Source organism: Rhizobium sp. S163, from assembly GCF_030380805.1.
Classification (GTDB): Bacteria; Pseudomonadota; Alphaproteobacteria; order Rhizobiales; family Rhizobiaceae; genus Rhizobium.
On sequence record NZ_JAUDSA010000036.1, the window covers coordinates 354,988 to 372,155 of the forward strand.

A 17,168-nucleotide genomic window follows, 5' to 3' on the forward strand; every position below is an offset into this window, starting at 1 on the left:
TTAGTAACTCCCAAGCGGTCATTGCCTTAAAAGTCCTGACCGACAATGCACCCTACGCCCTATCTGCCAGAACCGCTATTAACTTTGTTAAGTCGGGCGCTTTTTATTAGCGTGGCAGCGACGCGCGGGTGGTGCTCTCCGCAGGCTTTGACCGCGTCCGCCTGATGCGTGCTTCAGTATTAAAATCAAAACCAAATCAGCGGTTTGCCAGTGCCTTTGAGTAAAAGGCGATGTTTGACAATTACAGTTAAGCAGCGCTTAACGTTTCCACTTCATTATCCTTACCGAAACGTATTCAACTGGCGGAGCTCGATCCTGCCAGGCGTCGAACCTTGGAGTGGGATCCATGAAGAGAAGCTTGTCTGGCGTCTTCGCCGCATTGCTCATTACCTCGAATGCTTATGCCGCGGACCTCATGCCCGCCGAACCGATCGCCGCTCCCGAGGTCACCGTGACCGAAGCGACCGGCTGGTATCTGCGCGGCGATGTCGGCTACGGCTTCAACGACCTGCGTGGCGCGAAATTCTTCCAGGGCGGGAGCAGCGCCAGCGAAGCCAGCTTCGACCGCGCCGATCTCGATGACGCCTGGACCATCGGCGGCGGTGTCGGTTACCAGATCAACAACTATCTCCGCACTGACGTGACGCTGGATTATCTCGGCAAGTCCGACTTCCACGGTTCGACCAATGGCGGCGGCTCTGCCTTCGGCGCCTGCCAGGTTACCTGCTCCTCGACCGATCTTTCCTCTCTGACCGCATGGTCGCTGATGGCCAACGCCTATGTCGATCTCGGCACCTACGGCTACGTCACGCCTTACGTCGGCGCCGGCATCGGCGGCACCTACGTCAAGTGGAAGGACCTGAGCAACACGTCTTGCGACACCAGCGGCAGCGGCAATGGTTGCGATGACACGGTCATCCACGGCGGCAAGGGCGGCTGGCGCTTCAGCTACGGCCTGATGGCCGGTGCGTCGATCGACGTGACCTGCAACGTCAAGGCCGACGTCGGCTACCGCTTCCTGCACGTCAACGGCGGCGACATGTTCGGCTACAACGAAAACGGCGGCCCGGGCCGCGACAAGGGCTTCAACGTTCACGAAGCACGCGTCGGCGCCCGCTACCTGTTCGGCGGTTGCGAGACCGCTTCCTACGAGCCTGCCCCGGAAATTCCGCTGCAGCAGCCGGTCTACAAGTAAGGCCAGTGCATTGAACAGAAAAAAGCCGCCCGGTACGCCGGGCGGCTTTTTTTGTTTTGGGGCGTGGTCGAGCGTCAGAATTCCTTCTGCAGCAAGGTGCGGTCAACCGAGAAGGCGCCGCCGCCGAAGGCTGCGAACAGGCCCGTGCCGCCCATCCAGAACAGCGAAGCGAGTTCCGCCTTGGTTTGCACTGCTTCCAGGAAGGCCTCTCCGCCGTCCTTGAGCCGGGCGAGCGCGGCGGGGGTGAAGTAGTCGGTCGTGCCGCTTTTCAGTGCCTCGATACCGGCCGGCGTCAGAAACTCCGAGCCGTAAGGGAAGGCAAAATGGTACCATAGCGTGATGGCGAGCATGATCGTGTTGGCAAGCGCCAAGGGCCGCGTGAAGAGGCCGATCGCGATCAGGAAGCCGCCGAAAAACTGCAGGCCGGCCAGAAGCGGCGACCAAAGCCACCCCGGATGGAACCCGATGTTCTCGACGAAGCCGACCTGCGCGAGCGGATGGCTGATCTTTACCCATCCCTCGACGACAAGCATGCCGCCGACGGCGATTCTCATGGCCGCCCATGCGAAGGGTTCCGCGAAGCGGTCGTAGAAGCCCGACATGAAAGGAATAATCAAATTGGCTCTGGTGCTGTAAAAGGCTGTAGGGGCATTCATGGCAATCACTTTCTTAGGTGCATGTGGTTGCTTACGAACCCCATGTTCCGCAGTTCGCTCCCGCTGGTCTTGATCTGCGTCAAGCCGTGCAAGGGCTTCTGATCACGTTTTCGTGATCTTGCGCGGTGGCCAAACGCACTCATCCAGCCACGACGATTTTCCGCTTGACTGCGACAGGCACCAGGAATAAATCCGGCGGCGGGACACCTCTCCCCAACGAGAGGCTAATTACCTGGAAGGGTATACATATGGCCACTGCCACCGCGAAGCCGGACGTCCGTCCGAATAACACCCATTTTTCTTCTGGCCCTTGCTCGAAGCGCCCCGGTTGGTCGCTCGAAGCCCTTTCCGACGCGCCGCTCGGCCGTTCGCATCGTGCGAAGATCGGAAAGACGAAGCTCAAGCAGGCCATTGATCTCACACGCGAAGTTCTCGAAGTGCCTGCGGATTACCGCATCGGCATCGTGCCTGCTTCCGATACCGGCGCCGTCGAAATGGCGCTCTGGTCGCTGCTCGGCCAGCGCGGCGTCGACATGGTCGCCTGGGAAAGCTTTGGCGCCGGTTGGGTCACCGACGTCGTCAAGCAGCTGAAGCTGAAGGACGTCCGCAAGATCGAAGCCGGTTACGGCGAACTGCCCGATCTCTCGACCATCGATTTCGACCGCGACGTCGTCTTCACCTGGAACGGTACCACCTCGGGCGTTCGCGTTCCGAATGGCGATTTCATTCCCGCCGACCGCAAGGGTCTGACGATCTGCGACGCGACCTCTGCCGCCTTCGCGCAGAACCTCGATTTCGCCAAGCTCGATGTCGTCACCTTCTCCTGGCAGAAGGTTCTCGGCGGCGAAGGCGCGCATGGCGTCATCATCCTGTCGCCGCGCGCCGTCGAGCGTCTGACGACCTACGCACCGGCCTGGCCGCTGCCGAAGATCTTCCGCATGACCTCGGGCGGCAAGCTGATCGAGGGCATCTTCACCGGCGAAACCATCAACACGCCGTCGATGCTCTGCGTCGAGGACTATATCGATGCGCTGCTGTGGTCGAAGGATGTTGGCGGCCTGAAGGGCCTGATGGCTCGTGCCGACGCCAATGCCAAGGTCATCGCCGACTTCGTCGCCGCCAATGACTGGATCGCCAACCTTTCGGTCAAGGCCGAGACGGCTTCCAACACTTCCGTTTGCCTGAAGATCACCGACAAGGACGTGCTGGCGCTCGACGCCGACGGCCAGGCGAACTTCGCCAAGGGCATCGTCAGCCTGCTCGACAAGGAAGGTGTCGCCTACGACATCGGCCATTACCGCGACGCGCCGTCGGGCTTGCGCATCTGGGCCGGCGCCACGATCGAAACTGCAGACATGCAGAAGCTGATGCCGTGGCTCTCCTGGGCGTTTTCGACCCAGAAGGCAACGCTTTCCCAGGCTGCTGCCTGAGTTGATCGCATCCGGCTCCGCTGAAAAAGCGGAGCCTCGCAATCCCGATTACATTCCATCGTTGAACCTTTTGAAGGAAGCCCCCAATGGCACCTCGCGTTCTCGTATCCGACGAACTGTCGGAAACCGCCGTCCAGATCTTCCGTGATCGCGGCGTCGAAGTCGATTTCCAGCCGCAGCTCGGCAAGGACAAGGACAAGCTCGCCGAAATCATCGGCAATTACGACGGTCTCGCCATCCGTTCCGCCACCAAGGCGACGGAAAAGCTGATCGCGGCTGCGACCAACCTCAAGGTCATCGGCCGCGCCGGTATCGGCGTCGACAATGTCGATATCCCGGCCGCCTCGCGCCGCGGTATCATCGTCATGAACACCCCGTTCGGCAACTCCATCACGACCGCTGAACACGCGATCGCTCTGATGTTCGCCGTTGCCCGCCAGCTGCCGCAGGCCGACGCCTCCACGCAGGCCGGCAAGTGGGAAAAGTCGAAGTTCATGGGCGTCGAAATCACCGGCAAGACGCTTGGCGTCATCGGCGCCGGCAATATCGGCGGCATCGTCTGCAAGAAGGCCATTGGGCTGGGCATGCATGTTCTCGCCTACGACCCCTTCCTCTCGGCTGAGCGCGCGCAGGAAATGGGCGTCACCAAGGTCGAGCTCGACGAGCTGCTCGCCAAGGCCGACTTCATCACCCTGCACGTGCCGATGACCGACAAGACCCGCGGCATTCTCGGCAAGGAAAATCTCGCCAAGACCAAGCCCGGCGTCCGCATCATCAACTGCGCCCGTGGTGGCCTGGTCGACGAAGCAGCGCTTGCCGAAGCCATCAAGTCCGGCCACGTCGTCGGCGCCGGCTTCGATGTGTTTGAAGTCGAGCCCGCCAAGGAAAGCCCGCTGTTTGGTCTGCCCAACGTCGTCTGCACGCCGCATCTCGGCGCATCGACCACGGAAGCGCAGGAAAACGTTGCCCTGCAGGTTGCCGAGCAGATGTCGGACTACCTCGTCAAGGGTGCCGTTTCCAACGCCATCAACATGCCGTCGATCACCGCTGAAGAAGCGCCGATCCTGAAGCCGTTCATCAAGCTCGCCGACGTTCTCGGCGCCTTCGTCGGCCAGGTCTCGGACGATCCGATCAAGGAAATCGAGATCCTGTTCGACGGCGCGACCGCGACGATGAACACCAAGGCGCTGACCTCGGCTCTGCTCGCCGGTCTCATCCGCAACCAGGTTGCCGACGTCAACATGGTTTCGGCGCCGATCATGATCAAGGAAAAGGGCATCGTTCTTTCCGAGGTCAAGCGCGACAAGACCGGTGTTTACGACGGCTACATCAAGCTGACGGTCAAGACCGAAAAGCAGACCCGCTCGGTCGCCGGCACGGTCTTCTCCGACGGCAAGCCGCGCTTCATCCAGATCAAGGGCATCAACCTTGATGGCGATGTCGGCGCGAACATGGTCTACATCTCCAACACCGACGTTCCCGGCATGATCGGCTTCATCGGCACGACGCTGGGTGCCGCCGGCGTCAACATCGCCAACTTCCAGCTCGGCCGTGGCGAGCAGGGCGGTGACGCGATCGCGCTGCTCTACGTCGATGGCCCCGTCAGCGACGACGTCCTTGGAAAATTGACCGCCAACCCAGCAATCCGACAGGCCAAGCCGCTCGTATTTGCTGTTGATTGAGGCTTTCCTCCCAGGGAAGATGTGAAGAGACCCGGCGCAGGCGACTGTGCCGGGTTTTCTGTTTCGGGTTCTCGAGGCGGCGTTGATCGCCGACCGGCGGGCGCTATCTAGCTGATTGCGTGCCGCTCCGGCCGATCATTAGGGAGATTTTCATGACACGATTTGCCGTCGCCATTGCGCTCACCTCGCTGCTGGCGCTCTCGTCCTGCGCCAACACCGCCAACGGTCTCGCCAAGGACGGTCGCCAGATGGGCAATGCCGTCGATGACAGCACGCACCGAGTGCTGAAGGCCGGCCAGAACTAAGCATCGGTCACGCATGCAAAAAAGCCCGCCTGGATTGGCGGGCTTTTCCTTATCTACGATCGAACCGGCTCTACTACGGGTTCGCGGGAGCCGGTGTTGCGGGGGCAGGCGTCGCCGGTGCGGGGGTTGCCGGGGCCGGGGTCGCAGGAGCTGCGGCCGGTGGTGTTGCAGCCGGCGGGGTGGCCTGCGAGGCGGGCGGCGTTGCCGGTGCCGCGGGTTCGGTCACGGGTGCCGTTGCGCTCGGCGCGCTTGCCGTGGGAGCGGATGCACCCCTTGGCCAATAGGTTGCCGCCAGGGCGACGATGACGACCAGAAGTGCGATTGCAACCCACATGGTTTTCGACGAACTCTTCGCCGGTGGGGTGTTCGCGGCATTCGGACGATTGAAATCATTGGTCATGGTGCTTCTCCTCCTCGATCACAAACGCGCGAGGAAGAGATAGGTTCCAGAATGTGGCAAGCGCTGCCTTCCGGTTGCGGCTCACGAAACGCGAAAGCCCGGCGCGGGAGCATGCGCCGGGCTTTATCATGGTGATCGCGGACGTCTTGCGGCGCGCGCCGTCAAAACTGCTGGTAGAGAAGCGTGACAGCGTTGACGCGGCTTTCATCGCTGCCGGCTTCCACGCCGAAGAGCGACAGGAATGGCGACGCCGCGCCGGTCGAACCGTTCGCGAACATCGACCGGAGTCGCTGGGATTGGCTTGTCTGCTCCGCCTGCTTGCGGACCAGATCAGTCAGATCGATGTCATCGCCCTTACCGACTGCGCTTGCCGATGCCGTCGATGACTTCGTGGCCGAAGCGCTTGCGGTGTGGGTCGGAGCGGTCGGCAATGGCGTTGCAACGGGGGCGGTGCCGTCGGTCGCGCCGGTGCCGGACACCGGTGCGGTGCTGCTATTGTCGTTGGCGGGCGTTGCTGGGGCGTTCTGCTGCGGCTGCGCCAGCGCGGGCTCAGCGGCGGGGGCCGGCTGCGTTTCCGTGGCCGGTTGTTCGGCTGGCTCGCTGGCTTCGCCTGATGTTGCCGCCGCGCTTGCGGGCTGCGTGGGGGTTGCCTGCTGCGGTTGGGTTCCGGCCGGAGCTGCTGCCTCAGGCTCGGAATTACCCTCAGGGTCGGTCTGCGGCTTAGCGGTGTAGGTCTGGTCGTCCGTTTCCTCGGGCGGATAGCTGATGGGCTCTTCGCTTGCAGGGGAGGGGGAAGCGGATTGCTCTGGTGGTGTCGATGTTTCCGGAGCGCTCTGTGAAGGGCTGGTCGTGGATGTGGATCCACTGGGCGGTTGATTGGGATAAAATATGCCGTCTAGGAACATATGCGAGCCTTGCAAATTGAATGACTCGCGCCGGATAGAGGCAACCCCTTGCAAAAACCTCTCAAACAGCCGTCGCTTTTTAAGAAAAATTTAATTACCTAATTTTGCATATAGTTGAATTGATTGGAGAATGCACGCTCTAGGGAGCGTGGCGCTCTTCACCCCTCAATATTCAAGGGAAAAGGCGCGCCACGCGTGCTGTTAACACAGTCTTAAGCCTTTGACGAAATCGGCCGCAGCAATCGCAAAGCGTTGATCGTCACCAGCACCGTGGCGCCTGTGTCGGCGAGGATGGCGGGCCACAGGCCGGTGATGCCGGCGATGGTCGTGACCAGGAACACCGCCTTCAAGCCGAGCGCGATCGAGATGTTTTCGCCGATGTTGCGCATGGTGCGCTTCGACAGCGCGATCATGGCGGCGACGTCGGAGACGCGGCCGTGCAGGATCGCGGCATCGGCGGTTTCCAGCGCCACATCCGTGCCGCCGCCCATGGCGATGCCGACATCGGCCGCCGCCAGCGCCGGCGCGTCGTTGATGCCGTCGCCGACCTTGGCGACCTTCAGGCCGCTCTTCTGCAGCTCGCCGACAATGAGCTGTTTATCCTCGGGCATCAGCTCGGCGCGGACCTCGATGCCGAGCTCTTGGCCGATGGCGTTGGCGGTGCGGGCGTTGTCGCCCGTCAGCATGACGATCCTGACGCCGGCGTCGGTCAGCGCCTTGAGGCCCGATTTGGCATCGTCGCGCGGCTCGTCGCGCATGGCGATGGCGCCGGCCAGTTGGTCTCCGACCACAAGCACGGAGACGGTCTTGCCTTCGTCGTTGAGCCTCGTGATGCGTGCCTGCTGCTCGTTCGAGAGTGGAACGTGTTCGGCGGCGGCCTTGGGGGAGCCGAGGAAGATCGGCAGGCCGGCGACAGTGGCGATTACGCCCTTGCCGCCCAGCGCCTTGGCGTCGGTTGCCTGCGGGATGGCGATGGCGTCGCGCGCGGCCCGGCCGAGGATGGCGAGCGCCAGCGGGTGGCTGGAGCCGGTTTCGAGTGCCGCGGCATAGGTCAGTACCTCGGCCTCGGGCTTTCCGAAGCTCAATATGTCGGTGACGACTGGCTTGCCCTCCGTCAGCGTGCCTGTCTTGTCGAGCGCCACCGCGTTGATCTTGCCCAGCGTCTCCAAGACCGCGCCGCCCTTGAGCAGCAGGCCGCGCCGCGCGCCTGAGGACAGCGAGGCGGCGATGGCGGCGGGCGTTGAGATGACGAGCGCGCACGGGCAGCCGATCAGCAGGATCGCAAGGCCCTTGTAGATCCACTCGTCCCAGGCGCCGCCTATAACCAGCGGCGGCAGGATGGCGACGAGGGCGGCAACGACGACGACACCCGGCGTGTAATAGCGCGAGAAGCGGTCGATGAAGCGCTCGGTCGGCGCCTTCTTCTCCTGCGCTTCCTCGACGAGGCGGACGACGCGGGCGATGGTGTTGTCGGCGGCGGCAGCGGTGACCTTGACGCGCAGTGCCGCGTCGCCATTGACCGTTCCCGCGAAGACGACGTCGCCTTCGCCCTTGCGCACCGGCGTGCTTTCGCCCGTCACCGGGGCCTCGTCGATCGCGCTCTCGCCGGACGAGACGATGCCGTCGGCGGAGATGCGGTCGCCGGGGCGCACGAGAATGGTCGAGCCCACGGCAAGGGTTTCGGCCGGAACCTCGCGGGTTGCGCCGCCCTCTTCGAGAAGGGCGCTTTTCGGCACCAGCGTCGTCAGCGACTGGATGCTGGCGCGCGCCTTGCCGGCCGCGACACCTTCCAGCAGTTCACCGACCAGGAACAGGAAGACCACGGTCGCGGCTTCCTCGCCAGCATGGATGATGACCGCGCCGACGGCGGCGATGGTCATCAGCATCTCGATCGAGAAGGGCGTGCCCGACAGTGCGGCCATGACCGCGCGTCGAGCGATCGGGATGAGCCCAACAAGCATGGCGGCGATGAAGGCATAGGGCGCGATCGAGGGGACGAGATGGCCGACGATGTAGGCGATGACGAGGGCGGCGCCCGAGAGGATCGTCAGGCGGCCCTTGCGGCTCTGCCACCATGGGCCGGACGTGGGCGCATGGTCGTGGCCATGCAGACCTTCGATTTCGGGGGGGGCGCCTTGGCTGTCGTGGGCATGATCGTGTGCGTGGTCATGGTGATCATGATCGTGGTCGTCGTGCGCGTGGTCCCGCGCGTGGCTGTGTCCGTGATCGTGGCCGCAGTCCGGTCCGTGCACATGCTCGGCGCTTTGGCTGTTCGGGCGGGGTGCCTCGGTGGTCGCGAAGGGGCGCAGGCCGTAGCCGAGGCCGGTGACCTTCTTTTCGATCGCGGGAAGGTCGCTGCTGCCGTCGTGGCGCACGGTCATGGTACCTGCGGTCACCGACACCGAGACGTCCTCTACGCCGGAGACGCGGCGCACGGCGGTGTCGATCTTGGCCGCGCAGCTGGCGCAATCCATGCCCTCGACCCTGTAGCGCTTCTCGATCCTGTCGCTCATCATCGGCTTCCTTTTGGGCTTCCTTGTCATTGACGAGCATCCTTCCTACATCCTCTAGCGACTAGAGGTGCAAGGGGGAAATGATGAAAAAGATCACTATCGGCGAGGCATCGCGCCAAAGCGGCGTGAAGGTGCCGACGATCCGCTATTACGAGGGCATCGGCCTGCTGAGCGCGCCAAGTCGCAGCGAGGGCAACCAGCGCTCCTACGAGCCCGCCGATATCAGCCGCCTCGTCTTCATCCGCCATGCCCGCGAACTTGGCTTCGAAGTCGATGCCATCCGCACGCTCCTCATCCTGCAGGACGATCCGAACCAGTCCTGCGCCTCGGCCGACGCGATCGCCAAGGCGCGGCTTATCGACGTCGAGCAGCGCATCCGCAGCCTGATGGCGCTGAAGGTGGAGCTGGAGGCCATGGTCGCCGGATGCGGCCACGGGCGGGTCGATCAGTGCCGGGTGATCGAGGTTCTGGCCGACCACGGGCAGTGCGCGCATAACCATCACTGATTTGGCACCACTGATCTGGCCGATCTTTGTGCAGACCTTTCCAGTGTGTGAAGAAAAGCCGCGAAACATCACAACAAGCGGTTAGCGCCGCACAGCGCGAAGGCAATTCGCCTAAAGTTTGTGCGAACTATGATTCTGATTTTATTTAGTTTTTTTCACTATAACTGTCGGAATCAGCCATCAGATTCATGTGATTGTGATATTGCCTATGACAGGTATTCAGAGAGCATTCGTTTCGACCGATACTCCCAATGATGATTTCCAGTCTCTGTTCGCAACCCATCCGTCGCCAATGTGGGTCTACGACCCCGACACGTTGCGCTTCCTGATCGTCAACAATGCCGCCGTCGATCTCTATGGCTATTCGCGTGAAGCCTATGCCGGCATGACCGTGCTCGACATCCGCCCTGTTCATGAGCGTCAGCGGATGATCACTGCCGTGCACGCGCGCTCCGACATGGAACGTGCCGAGCGCTGGACGCATTTGAAGGCCGACGGCACCATGCTCGAGGTGCTGACCTACGGCCGCGGCGTGCGCTTCAATGGCCGCGATGCGATCCTCGCCATCGTGCAGGACCAGACCGAGGTCAATGCCGCGCATCGCGAGGTCAGCGACACGCGCTCGCTGCTTGATAGCATCGTCGACAACCTGCCGGTCGGCGTGTTCGTCAAGGATATGGACGCGGATGGTCTTTATATTCTCTTCAACGAAGCCTGCGGCGACATCATCGGCCGTCATTCTCTCGACGTGGTCGGCCGCAGCGATCGCACCTTCTTCGACGACGAACAGACCGAAGCGTTTCGCGAGCAGGATGCCCGGGCCTTCGCGGCGCCGGCGGCGATCAGCTTCGAAGAGACGATGCAGCGCTCAGATGGTCAGCAGCGCATTTTGAGAACCGTCAAGCGCGCTCTGCCGTCGCCCGATGGCAGTGCCCCACGCTACCTGCTCGGCATCTCGCAGGATGTGACCGAGGAGCGCTCGGTCGAGGCGCGGCTTGCCTATATGGCCATGCACGACGTTCTGACCGGCCTGCCGAACCGCGCCTTCTTTGCCGAGCACATCAAGCGCGTTTCCTCGCTTGCCACCGCCGAAAAGCCGGTGGCGCTGCTTTATCTGGATGTCGATCACTTCAAGCATATCAACGACAGCAAGGGCCATGCGGCCGGCGACGCGCTGCTCTGCCAGGTGGCGGCGCGGCTGACCGGTCTTGCCGACGACGGCGATCTCGTGGCGCGTCTCGGCGGCGACGAGTTCGCGCTGGTGGTCGGCTTCCGGGAGGCCGGCTGCATCGAGCGGTTCGCCGAGCGGTTGCTCACGTCGCTCTCCTCGCCCTTCGATCTCGATGGTGTCAACGAGCACGTGACCTGCAGCATTGGCATCGCGCTGGCGCCCGATCATGCCGAAGACGACGATGTCCTCATGCGGCATGCCGACCTCGCCCTCTACGCCGCCAAGGAAAGCGGCCGCTCGACCTATCGCTTCTACGAGCCCTCGATGCGGCTCGAGGCCGAGCGCCGGCACATGCTGACGGTGGAGCTGCGCGAGGCGCTGCAGAAAAACCAGTTCGAGCTCTATTACCAGCCGATCGTGCAGTTGGAAAATGACGGTCTCGGCGGCTTCGAGGCGCTGATCCGCTGGAACCATCCGGAGCGCGGGCTGGTGCCGCCGATGGAGTTCATTCCCGTCGCCGAAGAGACCGGGCTGATCGTTGCGATCGGCGAATGGGTGCTGCGCGAGGCCTGCCGAACCGCTGCACGCTGGCCGTCGGAGCTCAAGGTGGCCGTCAACCTCTCGGTCAGCCAGTTTCGCCACACCAGCCTGCTTGCCAGCGTCGTCTCGGCGCTCGACGAGAGCGGCTTGCGGCCGGAGCGGCTGGAGATCGAGATCACGGAATCAGTCTTCCTCGCCGATGTCGGCCAGAGCCTGCCGCTCCTGAAGGCGCTAAAGGAGCTCGGCATCCGCATCGCCATCGACGATTTCGGCACCGGCTATTCCTCCTTCAGCTACCTGCGCGCCTTTGCCTTCGACAAGATCAAGCTCGACCGCAGCTTCATCGCCGGCATCGACACCGATCCCGGTAACCTGGCGATCGTGCGCGCCGTGGTTGGCATCGGCTCCGGCTTCAACGCGACGACGCTCGCCGAGGGTATCGAGACCGACGCGCAGCTGCTGCGGTTGCGGCAGGAGGGGTTCCACGAGGTTCAGGGGTATCTGCTGGGCAAGCCGATGCCGCTTGCGGAAGCGGAGCGGTTGATTGCGGGCGGGGGCGTGGTGGCTTCGACGGCGGCTTGAGGGGAGTGGGTTCGGTGCGCGTTTGGAGAGGGTGTGCCTTGTGATACCCCCCTCTGTCCTGCCGGACATCTCCCCCACAAGGGGGGAGATCGACTCGTGGCTTGCCCCTAGCCAAACAATGAGCGTGGAGCGAGCGGCTGCCCCCAGCCAATCTCCCCACCTGTGGGGGAGATGCCCGGCAGGGCAGAGGGGGGTATCACACGGCAGAACGGCCATGAGACCAAAGGGCGGATCGCGAAAGCGCCGCAGTCCACCCCAAAATCACCGCCCCTTGCACGCGCCCCCAATCCTTTCTATATCCACGCCCAGACAAGAGCCGGCGGTCGATCCCGTTGGTCGCGATGCAAATCCGCCAAAATTCTGTAGGATAGGGCGGATAAAGATACCCTTTTGAATTGGCAGCACCCCCGTGAACACACTGGATTTTGACAAGAGGCCGGAAGATACGCGCGTTGTCGTGGCCATGTCTGGCGGCGTCGACAGCTCGGTCGTGGCCGGCATTTTGAAGCGGCAGGGCTATGATGTGCTCGGCATCACGCTGCAGCTCTACGATCATGGCGCGGCCGTGCATCGCGCCGGTTCGTGCTGCGCGGGCCAGGATATCGACGATGCGCGCCGGGTCTGCGAGACGCTCGGTATTCCGCACTACGTGCTGGATTACGAAAAGCGCTTCCGTGACACCGTCATCAATCCGTTCATGGAAAGCTATGTCGCCGGCGAGACGCCGATCCCCTGCGTGTCGTGCAACCAGACGGTCAAGTTCGCCGATCTGCTTGAGACCGCGCGCGAGCTCGGCGCCGATGCGCTGGCGACCGGCCATTATATCCGCTCCGGCGCCAATCCGGCGCCCGGCAATCCCGGCCGTCGCGCGCTCTACCGCCCGGCTGACGCCGATCGCGACCAGAGCTACTTCCTGTTTGCCACCACGCAGGAGCAGATCGACTATCTGCGCTTCCCGCTCGGCGGGCTGCCGAAGGCGGAAACCCGCAAGCTCGCCGAAGAGATGGGCCTCGTCGTCGCCAAAAAGGCAGACAGCCAGGACATCTGTTTCGTGCCGCAGGGCAAGTACACCGACATCATCAACAAGCTGAAGCCGAATGCGGCGCTGGCGGGCGAGATCGTGCATCTCGACGGCCGGGTGCTCGGCCAGCATGAGGGTATTCTGCACTACACGATCGGCCAGCGGCGCGGTATCGGCGTTGCCACCGGCGAGCCGCTCTATGTCGTCTATCTCGACGCCCGCTCGCGACGCGTCATCGTTGGCCCCAAGGAAGCGCTGGAGACGCACCGCGTCTATCTGCGGGATGTGAACTGGCTTGGAGACGAGGAGCTTGTGCAGGCGGCTGCTGGCGAGGGCTTTGCCTGCTTCGCCAAGGTGCGCTCGACGCGCATGCCGACGCCGGCCGTGCTGCATGCCGATCACACGGGGATCTACGTGGATCTCGCGGTGGGCGAGGCGGGTGTCGCGCCCGGTCAGGCCTGTGCGCTTTATTCGGCGCCGGGCGACAATGCTCGCGTCTATGGTGGTGGTTTCATCGAGCGCTCCGAGCGCGAGCCGGCGGCGGAAGCGTCGCTGAAGGCGCTGTTGGCGGGTGCCGTGGCGGCGTGACAAAAGCCCGGTGATTTTCTCGATCATGTGCTTGACATGACCGTGAAGGCCGCCTTATAAGCCGCTCATTCAACGAGCCGGGCGCATCGCAAACGGCATCGTTAGGTGGTTTGGCTGGGTAGCTCAGTTGGTGAGAGCGCAGGATTCATAACCCTGAGGTCGGCGGTTCAATTCCGCCCCCCGCTACCATTCTTCCGGCAATAACAACGTCTTACGACAATGTGCCGGCCACCAGGAATACACCAGCCCAAAACAAAGCGGACATTTCCGCGGCGACCAGAAAGCCAAAAACGCTATCGTTCATGTTTTCCTCCTTCGGCAACCTCCATTGCCTAAGAGAAACGATAGGGCGGATCGCATTGTTCCGCCACCAAAAAAACACTTCCTCGCCTTTTCTCAGTCCTGAGCCGGCTATTGCGTGGCGTCGATGCAACTTCTTTGCCGCCCGCGATAAGCCGGCGACCATCTTGCCTGAGATCCGTTTTCGGGGCAGGTGACTATTCTCGGTGTTGCAGGATAGACCGTGCGGTCGTTGATTTATGTGCTTGGAATGGTCGCGATCGCGCTAGGCGACGCTGGCCGCGCGTAGATCGGCGATGGCGACGAAGCGCTCCAGGCGGCTTGCCTGTCTCGCTGGCCCGGCTTGGCGGCTGATGCACCTCAAGAGGGGACTAGGAAGAGGGCGAGCCGCGCCGAAGCGCGGCTCACGTCGTTTTGCGTTTGCTTAGAAAGTGCGCTGGAAGCGCAGGAAGCCCTGGACCTGCTCGGGTGCGTTGTCAGGATCGTAATACTGGACGCTGAGCTTGGTCAGCAGGTTGGTCGCAACCTTGTAATCGACGGTCACGCCGGCGCGCCAGGCGTCGCCGCCGGTGAATTCGCCATTCGAATCCAGCGAGATCTTGCTGAAATACTGGTAGCCGGGGATGATCGAGAGCTTGTCGGTGGCCTTCCAGGCGTATTGCGCGCCGAGCGCCCACTCGGATTCCTCGTAGTAGTAGTTGGCGCCGCTGGCCCACAGGCCATAAACACCGAGCTGGCCCGTGCCGACGTCGGCAAACAGGATGCCGCGAAGCGCAACTTCCTCGGTGTCGGTGTCGTAGCCGGCGAGCAGGTAGCCGCTGACGGCGCCGGCCTTGCCGAAGAGCTGGCCGGTGACGCCGATGTTATTGGGGCTTTCGCCCGGCTTGGTGCGGTAGCGATCTTCCAGTTCGTCGACCGAAACGCCGGCGCTGAAGTTCGGCGTCTCGTACATGTAGCGGATCGAGTTGTGGATCGTCTGGTTGCTGGAGATCACATCGGTCTCGCCGGTGCCCATGCTGCGGTCGTTATCCCACCAGGAATACTGCATGCCGACGCGAACGCCGGCGAGGTCGATGTAGCCTTCCTGCAGAAGTGCCGTCTGGGTGGAGGCGTTTTCGGCGTTGGTACGCATGGTGATGACGCCGGTCAGCGTGCCGTATTCGGTTTCGCTCTTGGAGCTCAGCGTGACCTGGCCACGGGTCCAGGAGTTCCAGTCGGACGTACCGGAGACGTTGCGGCCGAAGCGTTCTTCGACGCGGATGTAACCGCCGACCGAAAGACAGGTCTCGGTGCCGGGGATGTAGAAGTAGCCGGTGCCGTAGGCGTCGCAGACGCGGACGTATTCAACGGCTTCGGGTTCGGCCGCGACAATGGCGTCGGCGGCCTGCGCGGTCGACATGATGCTCATGGCGGCAGCGGAGCCAAGGAGGATGGTACGGATAGTCATAGGGGGCGTTCCTATCGTTGTTGATAGGAAGTTGCCTACCGGAAGGTTGGTGACAGTTCGATGACAAAAATGCGGCAGTGCGGTCGTCTATGCTGCATTGCGAGATGTGTGTCTCGCCCGCAACATATCGAATTGTACCCGTTATGTGCGAGATTCCAGCGTTGGTTGCGAAGGCCGCATTTTGCGGCCTTCAGCGATCGATCGCGCCGATAATGCCGTTTCAGCCCTTGATGAACTGGCTGGCGCGTGGCCCTGCCAATGTCACCTGCCAATTGGCCTTGCTGTTGAAGTTCTGGCTGGCGAGGAAGGTATAGCCCGTGCGCTGCCATGGCTTGACGTTGTAGGCGAGATTGTCGAGCACGTAGTCGCCGGACTTCAGACGGGCGATGAGGACGAGGTGGTTTTCGCCACGGCGATCGAGCACCACCGAAAGCGCCAGCTTGCTGGTTGGAAAGCCGATGTCGAGCAGCGTTTTCATCTTCAAGAGGGCATAGTCCTCGCAGTCGCCCTTGTTGTTGACGGGCAGCGTCCAGTTCTCCGAACGGCCGCTCGTGACCCGATCCTCGGTCGGCTTCACCTTGGCGTTTACATAGCGATTGACCGCCTGGAGTGCCCGCAGCGCTTCCTTGTCGCCAACATCGACGCCGCCCTTTCCATGGCAGACCCATCCATATTTGGCACAGGCCGCGCCGAAGCCGACAGGTGGAGAGATAGAACGGCTGGCGGGAATTTCGGACCCTGCAAAACTCTGACTAGAAATTAAAGGAATACTCAAAACAAAACCTAGAATGGCCGCAATTCTTCGCATATAAAGCTCCTGGAGTTATTCAGTGGTTCCGCGATTATCTACTATTAGATGATGCTTTTATACTAAATAATGCAATTGCAGCCGAATTGAGTACGCTCCTCATTTTTATTTGTCCTTCCTAATTTACCGCTCACTCATATAAAAATTCCCTGTTAACGCCACGTTAACGATGGGAGTGAGCGAAATGAACAGAACACTATTGAAGCTCTCTGTCAGTGTAGGATTTCTGCTGGCAGGAACGAGCCTAGGGAGCGCTCAGGCGCTCAATCTTGATTGCAGAAGCGTGCAGCCGGGATCGATTGAGGAGCGACTGTGCTTCCCGGTGCAGTCGATTTTTGACGTAAACCCCTTCACCGATTCCAACCATGATCGAAATGGGCGGAACGGGAACAATGGTTCCGGTAACAACAGTGCCAACAATGGTGGCAGCAATAACGGCGGCGGTAGCAGCGGTGGTACCGATACCGCAAGCGCCGGTCCTGTCACCGTAATCAGTGATCTTGGCGGTGAGGATGGCGGCAAAGGCAAAGGCCGTCATCATGGCCGCCATCATGGTGGCAACAACAATGGCGGTGGTTGGAACGACCCCGGCAATGGTAACGGCCACGGACATGGCCACGGAAGTGGCGGTGGCGGCGGTGGTAACGGCGGCAATGCCGGCAACGGCGGCAATGGCGGCGACAACTACGGTGGTAACGGTGGCAATGGCGGCAGTGGCGGCGGCGGCGGAAACGGCGGCAGCTACCATGGCGGCAAGGGCGGCAACGGCGGCAATGCCGGAAACGGCGGAAACGGCGGAAACAACCGAGGCGGCGATGGCGGCAACGGTGGTAACGGCGGCGGCGGCGGCAACGCCGGCAGCTGGTGGGGCGGTGACGGCGGTAACGGCGGTAAAGCCGGTAACGGCGGTCGCGGCGGCAACGACCGCGGCGGCAAGGGCGGCAACGGCGGCAACGGCGGCGGCGGCGGCACTGGCGGCAGCTGGTGGGGCGGCGACGGCGGTAACGGCGGTGCGGCAGGCAACGGCGGCAACGGCGGCAATAACCGCGGCGGCAACGGCGGCAAGGGCGGCAGTGGCGGCAAAGGCGGCAACGGCGGCAGCTTTGGCGGCGGCGACGG

General features: G+C 62.5%; 14 protein-coding genes, 1 tRNA gene and 1 pseudogene. 9 read left to right on the top strand and 7 right to left on the bottom strand.

The annotated features are described in order from the left end of the window. Window positions 1-346 precede the first annotated feature (346 nt). Entirely contained in the window at window positions 347-1,195 is an 849-nt protein-coding gene (locus QTL96_RS26830; protein ID WP_289729837.1) for an outer membrane protein, read from the top strand. Between the two features lie 74 nt (window positions 1,196-1,269). Here QTL96_RS26830 and QTL96_RS26835 read toward each other — a convergent pair whose 3' ends face one another. Beyond that, window positions 1,270-1,812 (bottom strand): DoxX family protein, encoded by a 543-nt coding sequence (locus QTL96_RS26835; RefSeq protein ID WP_289729838.1) that lies wholly within the window; start codon window positions 1,810-1,812, stop codon window positions 1,270-1,272. Window positions 1,813-2,099: 287 nt separating this feature from the next. Between QTL96_RS26835 and QTL96_RS26840 the strand changes: the two genes are divergently transcribed. The 3 genes from QTL96_RS26840 to QTL96_RS26850 all read left to right on the top strand — a co-directional run bounded on the left by QTL96_RS26840 (window position 2,100) and on the right by QTL96_RS26850 (window position 5,268). After that, the gene (locus tag QTL96_RS26840; RefSeq protein ID WP_289729839.1) at window positions 2,100-3,281 is read left to right on the top strand and encodes a phosphoserine transaminase; all 1,182 of its coding nucleotides are present in this window, start codon (window positions 2,100-2,102) and stop codon (window positions 3,279-3,281) included. Between the two features lie 86 nt (window positions 3,282-3,367). Then, the gene (serA, locus tag QTL96_RS26845; protein ID WP_289729840.1) at window positions 3,368-4,963 is read left to right on the top strand and encodes a phosphoglycerate dehydrogenase; all 1,596 of its coding nucleotides are present in this window, start codon (window positions 3,368-3,370) and stop codon (window positions 4,961-4,963) included. Between the two features lie 152 nt (window positions 4,964-5,115). Next, window positions 5,116-5,268: a hypothetical protein gene (locus QTL96_RS26850; protein ID WP_018899610.1), complete on the top strand. Its 153-nt coding sequence runs from the start codon at window positions 5,116-5,118 to the stop codon at window positions 5,266-5,268. Between the two features lie 73 nt (window positions 5,269-5,341). Here QTL96_RS26850 and QTL96_RS26855 read toward each other — a convergent pair whose 3' ends face one another. The 3 genes from QTL96_RS26855 to QTL96_RS26865 all read right to left on the bottom strand — a co-directional run bounded on the left by QTL96_RS26855 (window position 5,342) and on the right by QTL96_RS26865 (window position 9,086). After that, on the bottom strand, window positions 5,342-5,668 hold the full coding sequence (locus QTL96_RS26855) for a hypothetical protein (RefSeq protein ID WP_289729841.1): 327 nt from the start codon (window positions 5,666-5,668) through the stop codon (window positions 5,342-5,344). Window positions 5,669-5,829: 161 nt separating this feature from the next. After that, window positions 5,830-6,573 (bottom strand): hypothetical protein, encoded by a 744-nt coding sequence (locus QTL96_RS26860; protein ID WP_289729842.1) that lies wholly within the window; start codon window positions 6,571-6,573, stop codon window positions 5,830-5,832. 212 nt (window positions 6,574-6,785) lie between these two features. Continuing rightward, window positions 6,786-9,086: a heavy metal translocating P-type ATPase gene (locus QTL96_RS26865; RefSeq protein WP_289729843.1), complete on the bottom strand. Its 2,301-nt coding sequence runs from the start codon at window positions 9,084-9,086 to the stop codon at window positions 6,786-6,788. An 83-nt stretch (window positions 9,087-9,169) separates the two neighbouring features. On the opposite strand from QTL96_RS26865, the gene QTL96_RS26870 reads away from it, so the two are divergent. The 5 genes and pseudogenes from QTL96_RS26870 to QTL96_RS26890 all read left to right on the top strand — a co-directional run bounded on the left by QTL96_RS26870 (window position 9,170) and on the right by QTL96_RS26890 (window position 13,683). Next, window positions 9,170-9,592, top strand: coding sequence for a helix-turn-helix domain-containing protein (locus QTL96_RS26870; protein ID WP_112944944.1), 423 nt, complete (start codon window positions 9,170-9,172; stop codon window positions 9,590-9,592). Window positions 9,593-9,800: 208 nt separating this feature from the next. Then, window positions 9,801-11,885 carry a bifunctional diguanylate cyclase/phosphodiesterase gene (locus tag QTL96_RS26875; protein WP_289729844.1) on the top strand — a complete coding sequence of 695 codons (2,085 nt, stop codon included), beginning with the start codon at window positions 9,801-9,803 and terminating at the stop codon, window positions 11,883-11,885. Window positions 11,886-11,928: 43 nt separating this feature from the next. Next, window positions 11,929-12,086: pseudogene (locus QTL96_RS26880) on the top strand (riboflavin biosynthesis protein RibD); the annotation flags it as partial. A gap of 208 nt (window positions 12,087-12,294) precedes the next feature. After that, the gene (mnmA, locus tag QTL96_RS26885) at window positions 12,295-13,494 is read left to right on the top strand and encodes a tRNA 2-thiouridine(34) synthase MnmA (protein WP_289729845.1); all 1,200 of its coding nucleotides are present in this window, start codon (window positions 12,295-12,297) and stop codon (window positions 13,492-13,494) included. Window positions 13,495-13,606: 112 nt separating this feature from the next. Continuing rightward, window positions 13,607-13,683, top strand: a tRNA-Met gene (locus QTL96_RS26890). Between the two features lie 535 nt (window positions 13,684-14,218). Here the strand turns inward: QTL96_RS26890 and QTL96_RS26895 are convergent. From QTL96_RS26895 to QTL96_RS26905, 3 genes are all read right to left on the bottom strand, one after another. Then, entirely contained in the window at window positions 14,219-15,241 is a 1,023-nt protein-coding gene (locus tag QTL96_RS26895) for a porin (RefSeq protein ID WP_289729846.1), read from the bottom strand. Between the two features lie 220 nt (window positions 15,242-15,461). After that, window positions 15,462-16,049 (bottom strand): transglutaminase-like cysteine peptidase, encoded by a 588-nt coding sequence (locus QTL96_RS26900; protein ID WP_112946028.1) that lies wholly within the window; start codon window positions 16,047-16,049, stop codon window positions 15,462-15,464. Window positions 16,050-16,293: 244 nt separating this feature from the next. Next, window positions 16,294-17,168, bottom strand: an 875-nt coding sequence (locus tag QTL96_RS26905) for a hypothetical protein (RefSeq protein ID WP_289729847.1), incomplete at its 5' end; no start/stop codon positions are given.

Excerpts from the sequence above, each read along its gene's own strand:
- QTL96_RS26830 (WP_289729837.1), top strand. The coding sequence starts at position 347 with ATGAAGAGAAGCTTGTCTGGCGTCTTCGCCGCATTGCTCATTACCTCG.
- QTL96_RS26840 (WP_289729839.1), top strand. The coding sequence starts at position 2,100 with ATGGCCACTGCCACCGCGAAGCCGGACGTCCGTCCGAATAACACCCAT.
- serA (WP_289729840.1), top strand. The coding sequence starts at position 3,368 with ATGGCACCTCGCGTTCTCGTATCCGACGAACTGTCGGAAACCGCCGTC.
- QTL96_RS26850 (WP_018899610.1), top strand. The coding sequence starts at position 5,116 with ATGACACGATTTGCCGTCGCCATTGCGCTCACCTCGCTGCTGGCGCTC.
- QTL96_RS26855 (WP_289729841.1), bottom strand. The coding sequence starts at position 5,668 with ATGACCAATGATTTCAATCGTCCGAATGCCGCGAACACCCCACCGGCG.
- QTL96_RS26860 (WP_289729842.1), bottom strand. The coding sequence starts at position 6,573 with ATGTTCCTAGACGGCATATTTTATCCCAATCAACCGCCCAGTGGATCC.
- QTL96_RS26865 (WP_289729843.1), bottom strand. The coding sequence starts at position 9,086 with ATGAGCGACAGGATCGAGAAGCGCTACAGGGTCGAGGGCATGGATTGC.
- QTL96_RS26870 (WP_112944944.1), top strand. The coding sequence starts at position 9,170 with ATGAAAAAGATCACTATCGGCGAGGCATCGCGCCAAAGCGGCGTGAAG.
- QTL96_RS26875 (WP_289729844.1), top strand. The coding sequence starts at position 9,801 with ATGACAGGTATTCAGAGAGCATTCGTTTCGACCGATACTCCCAATGAT.
- QTL96_RS26895 (WP_289729846.1), bottom strand. The coding sequence starts at position 15,241 with ATGACTATCCGTACCATCCTCCTTGGCTCCGCTGCCGCCATGAGCATC.
- QTL96_RS26900 (WP_112946028.1), bottom strand. The coding sequence starts at position 16,049 with ATGCGAAGAATTGCGGCCATTCTAGGTTTTGTTTTGAGTATTCCTTTA.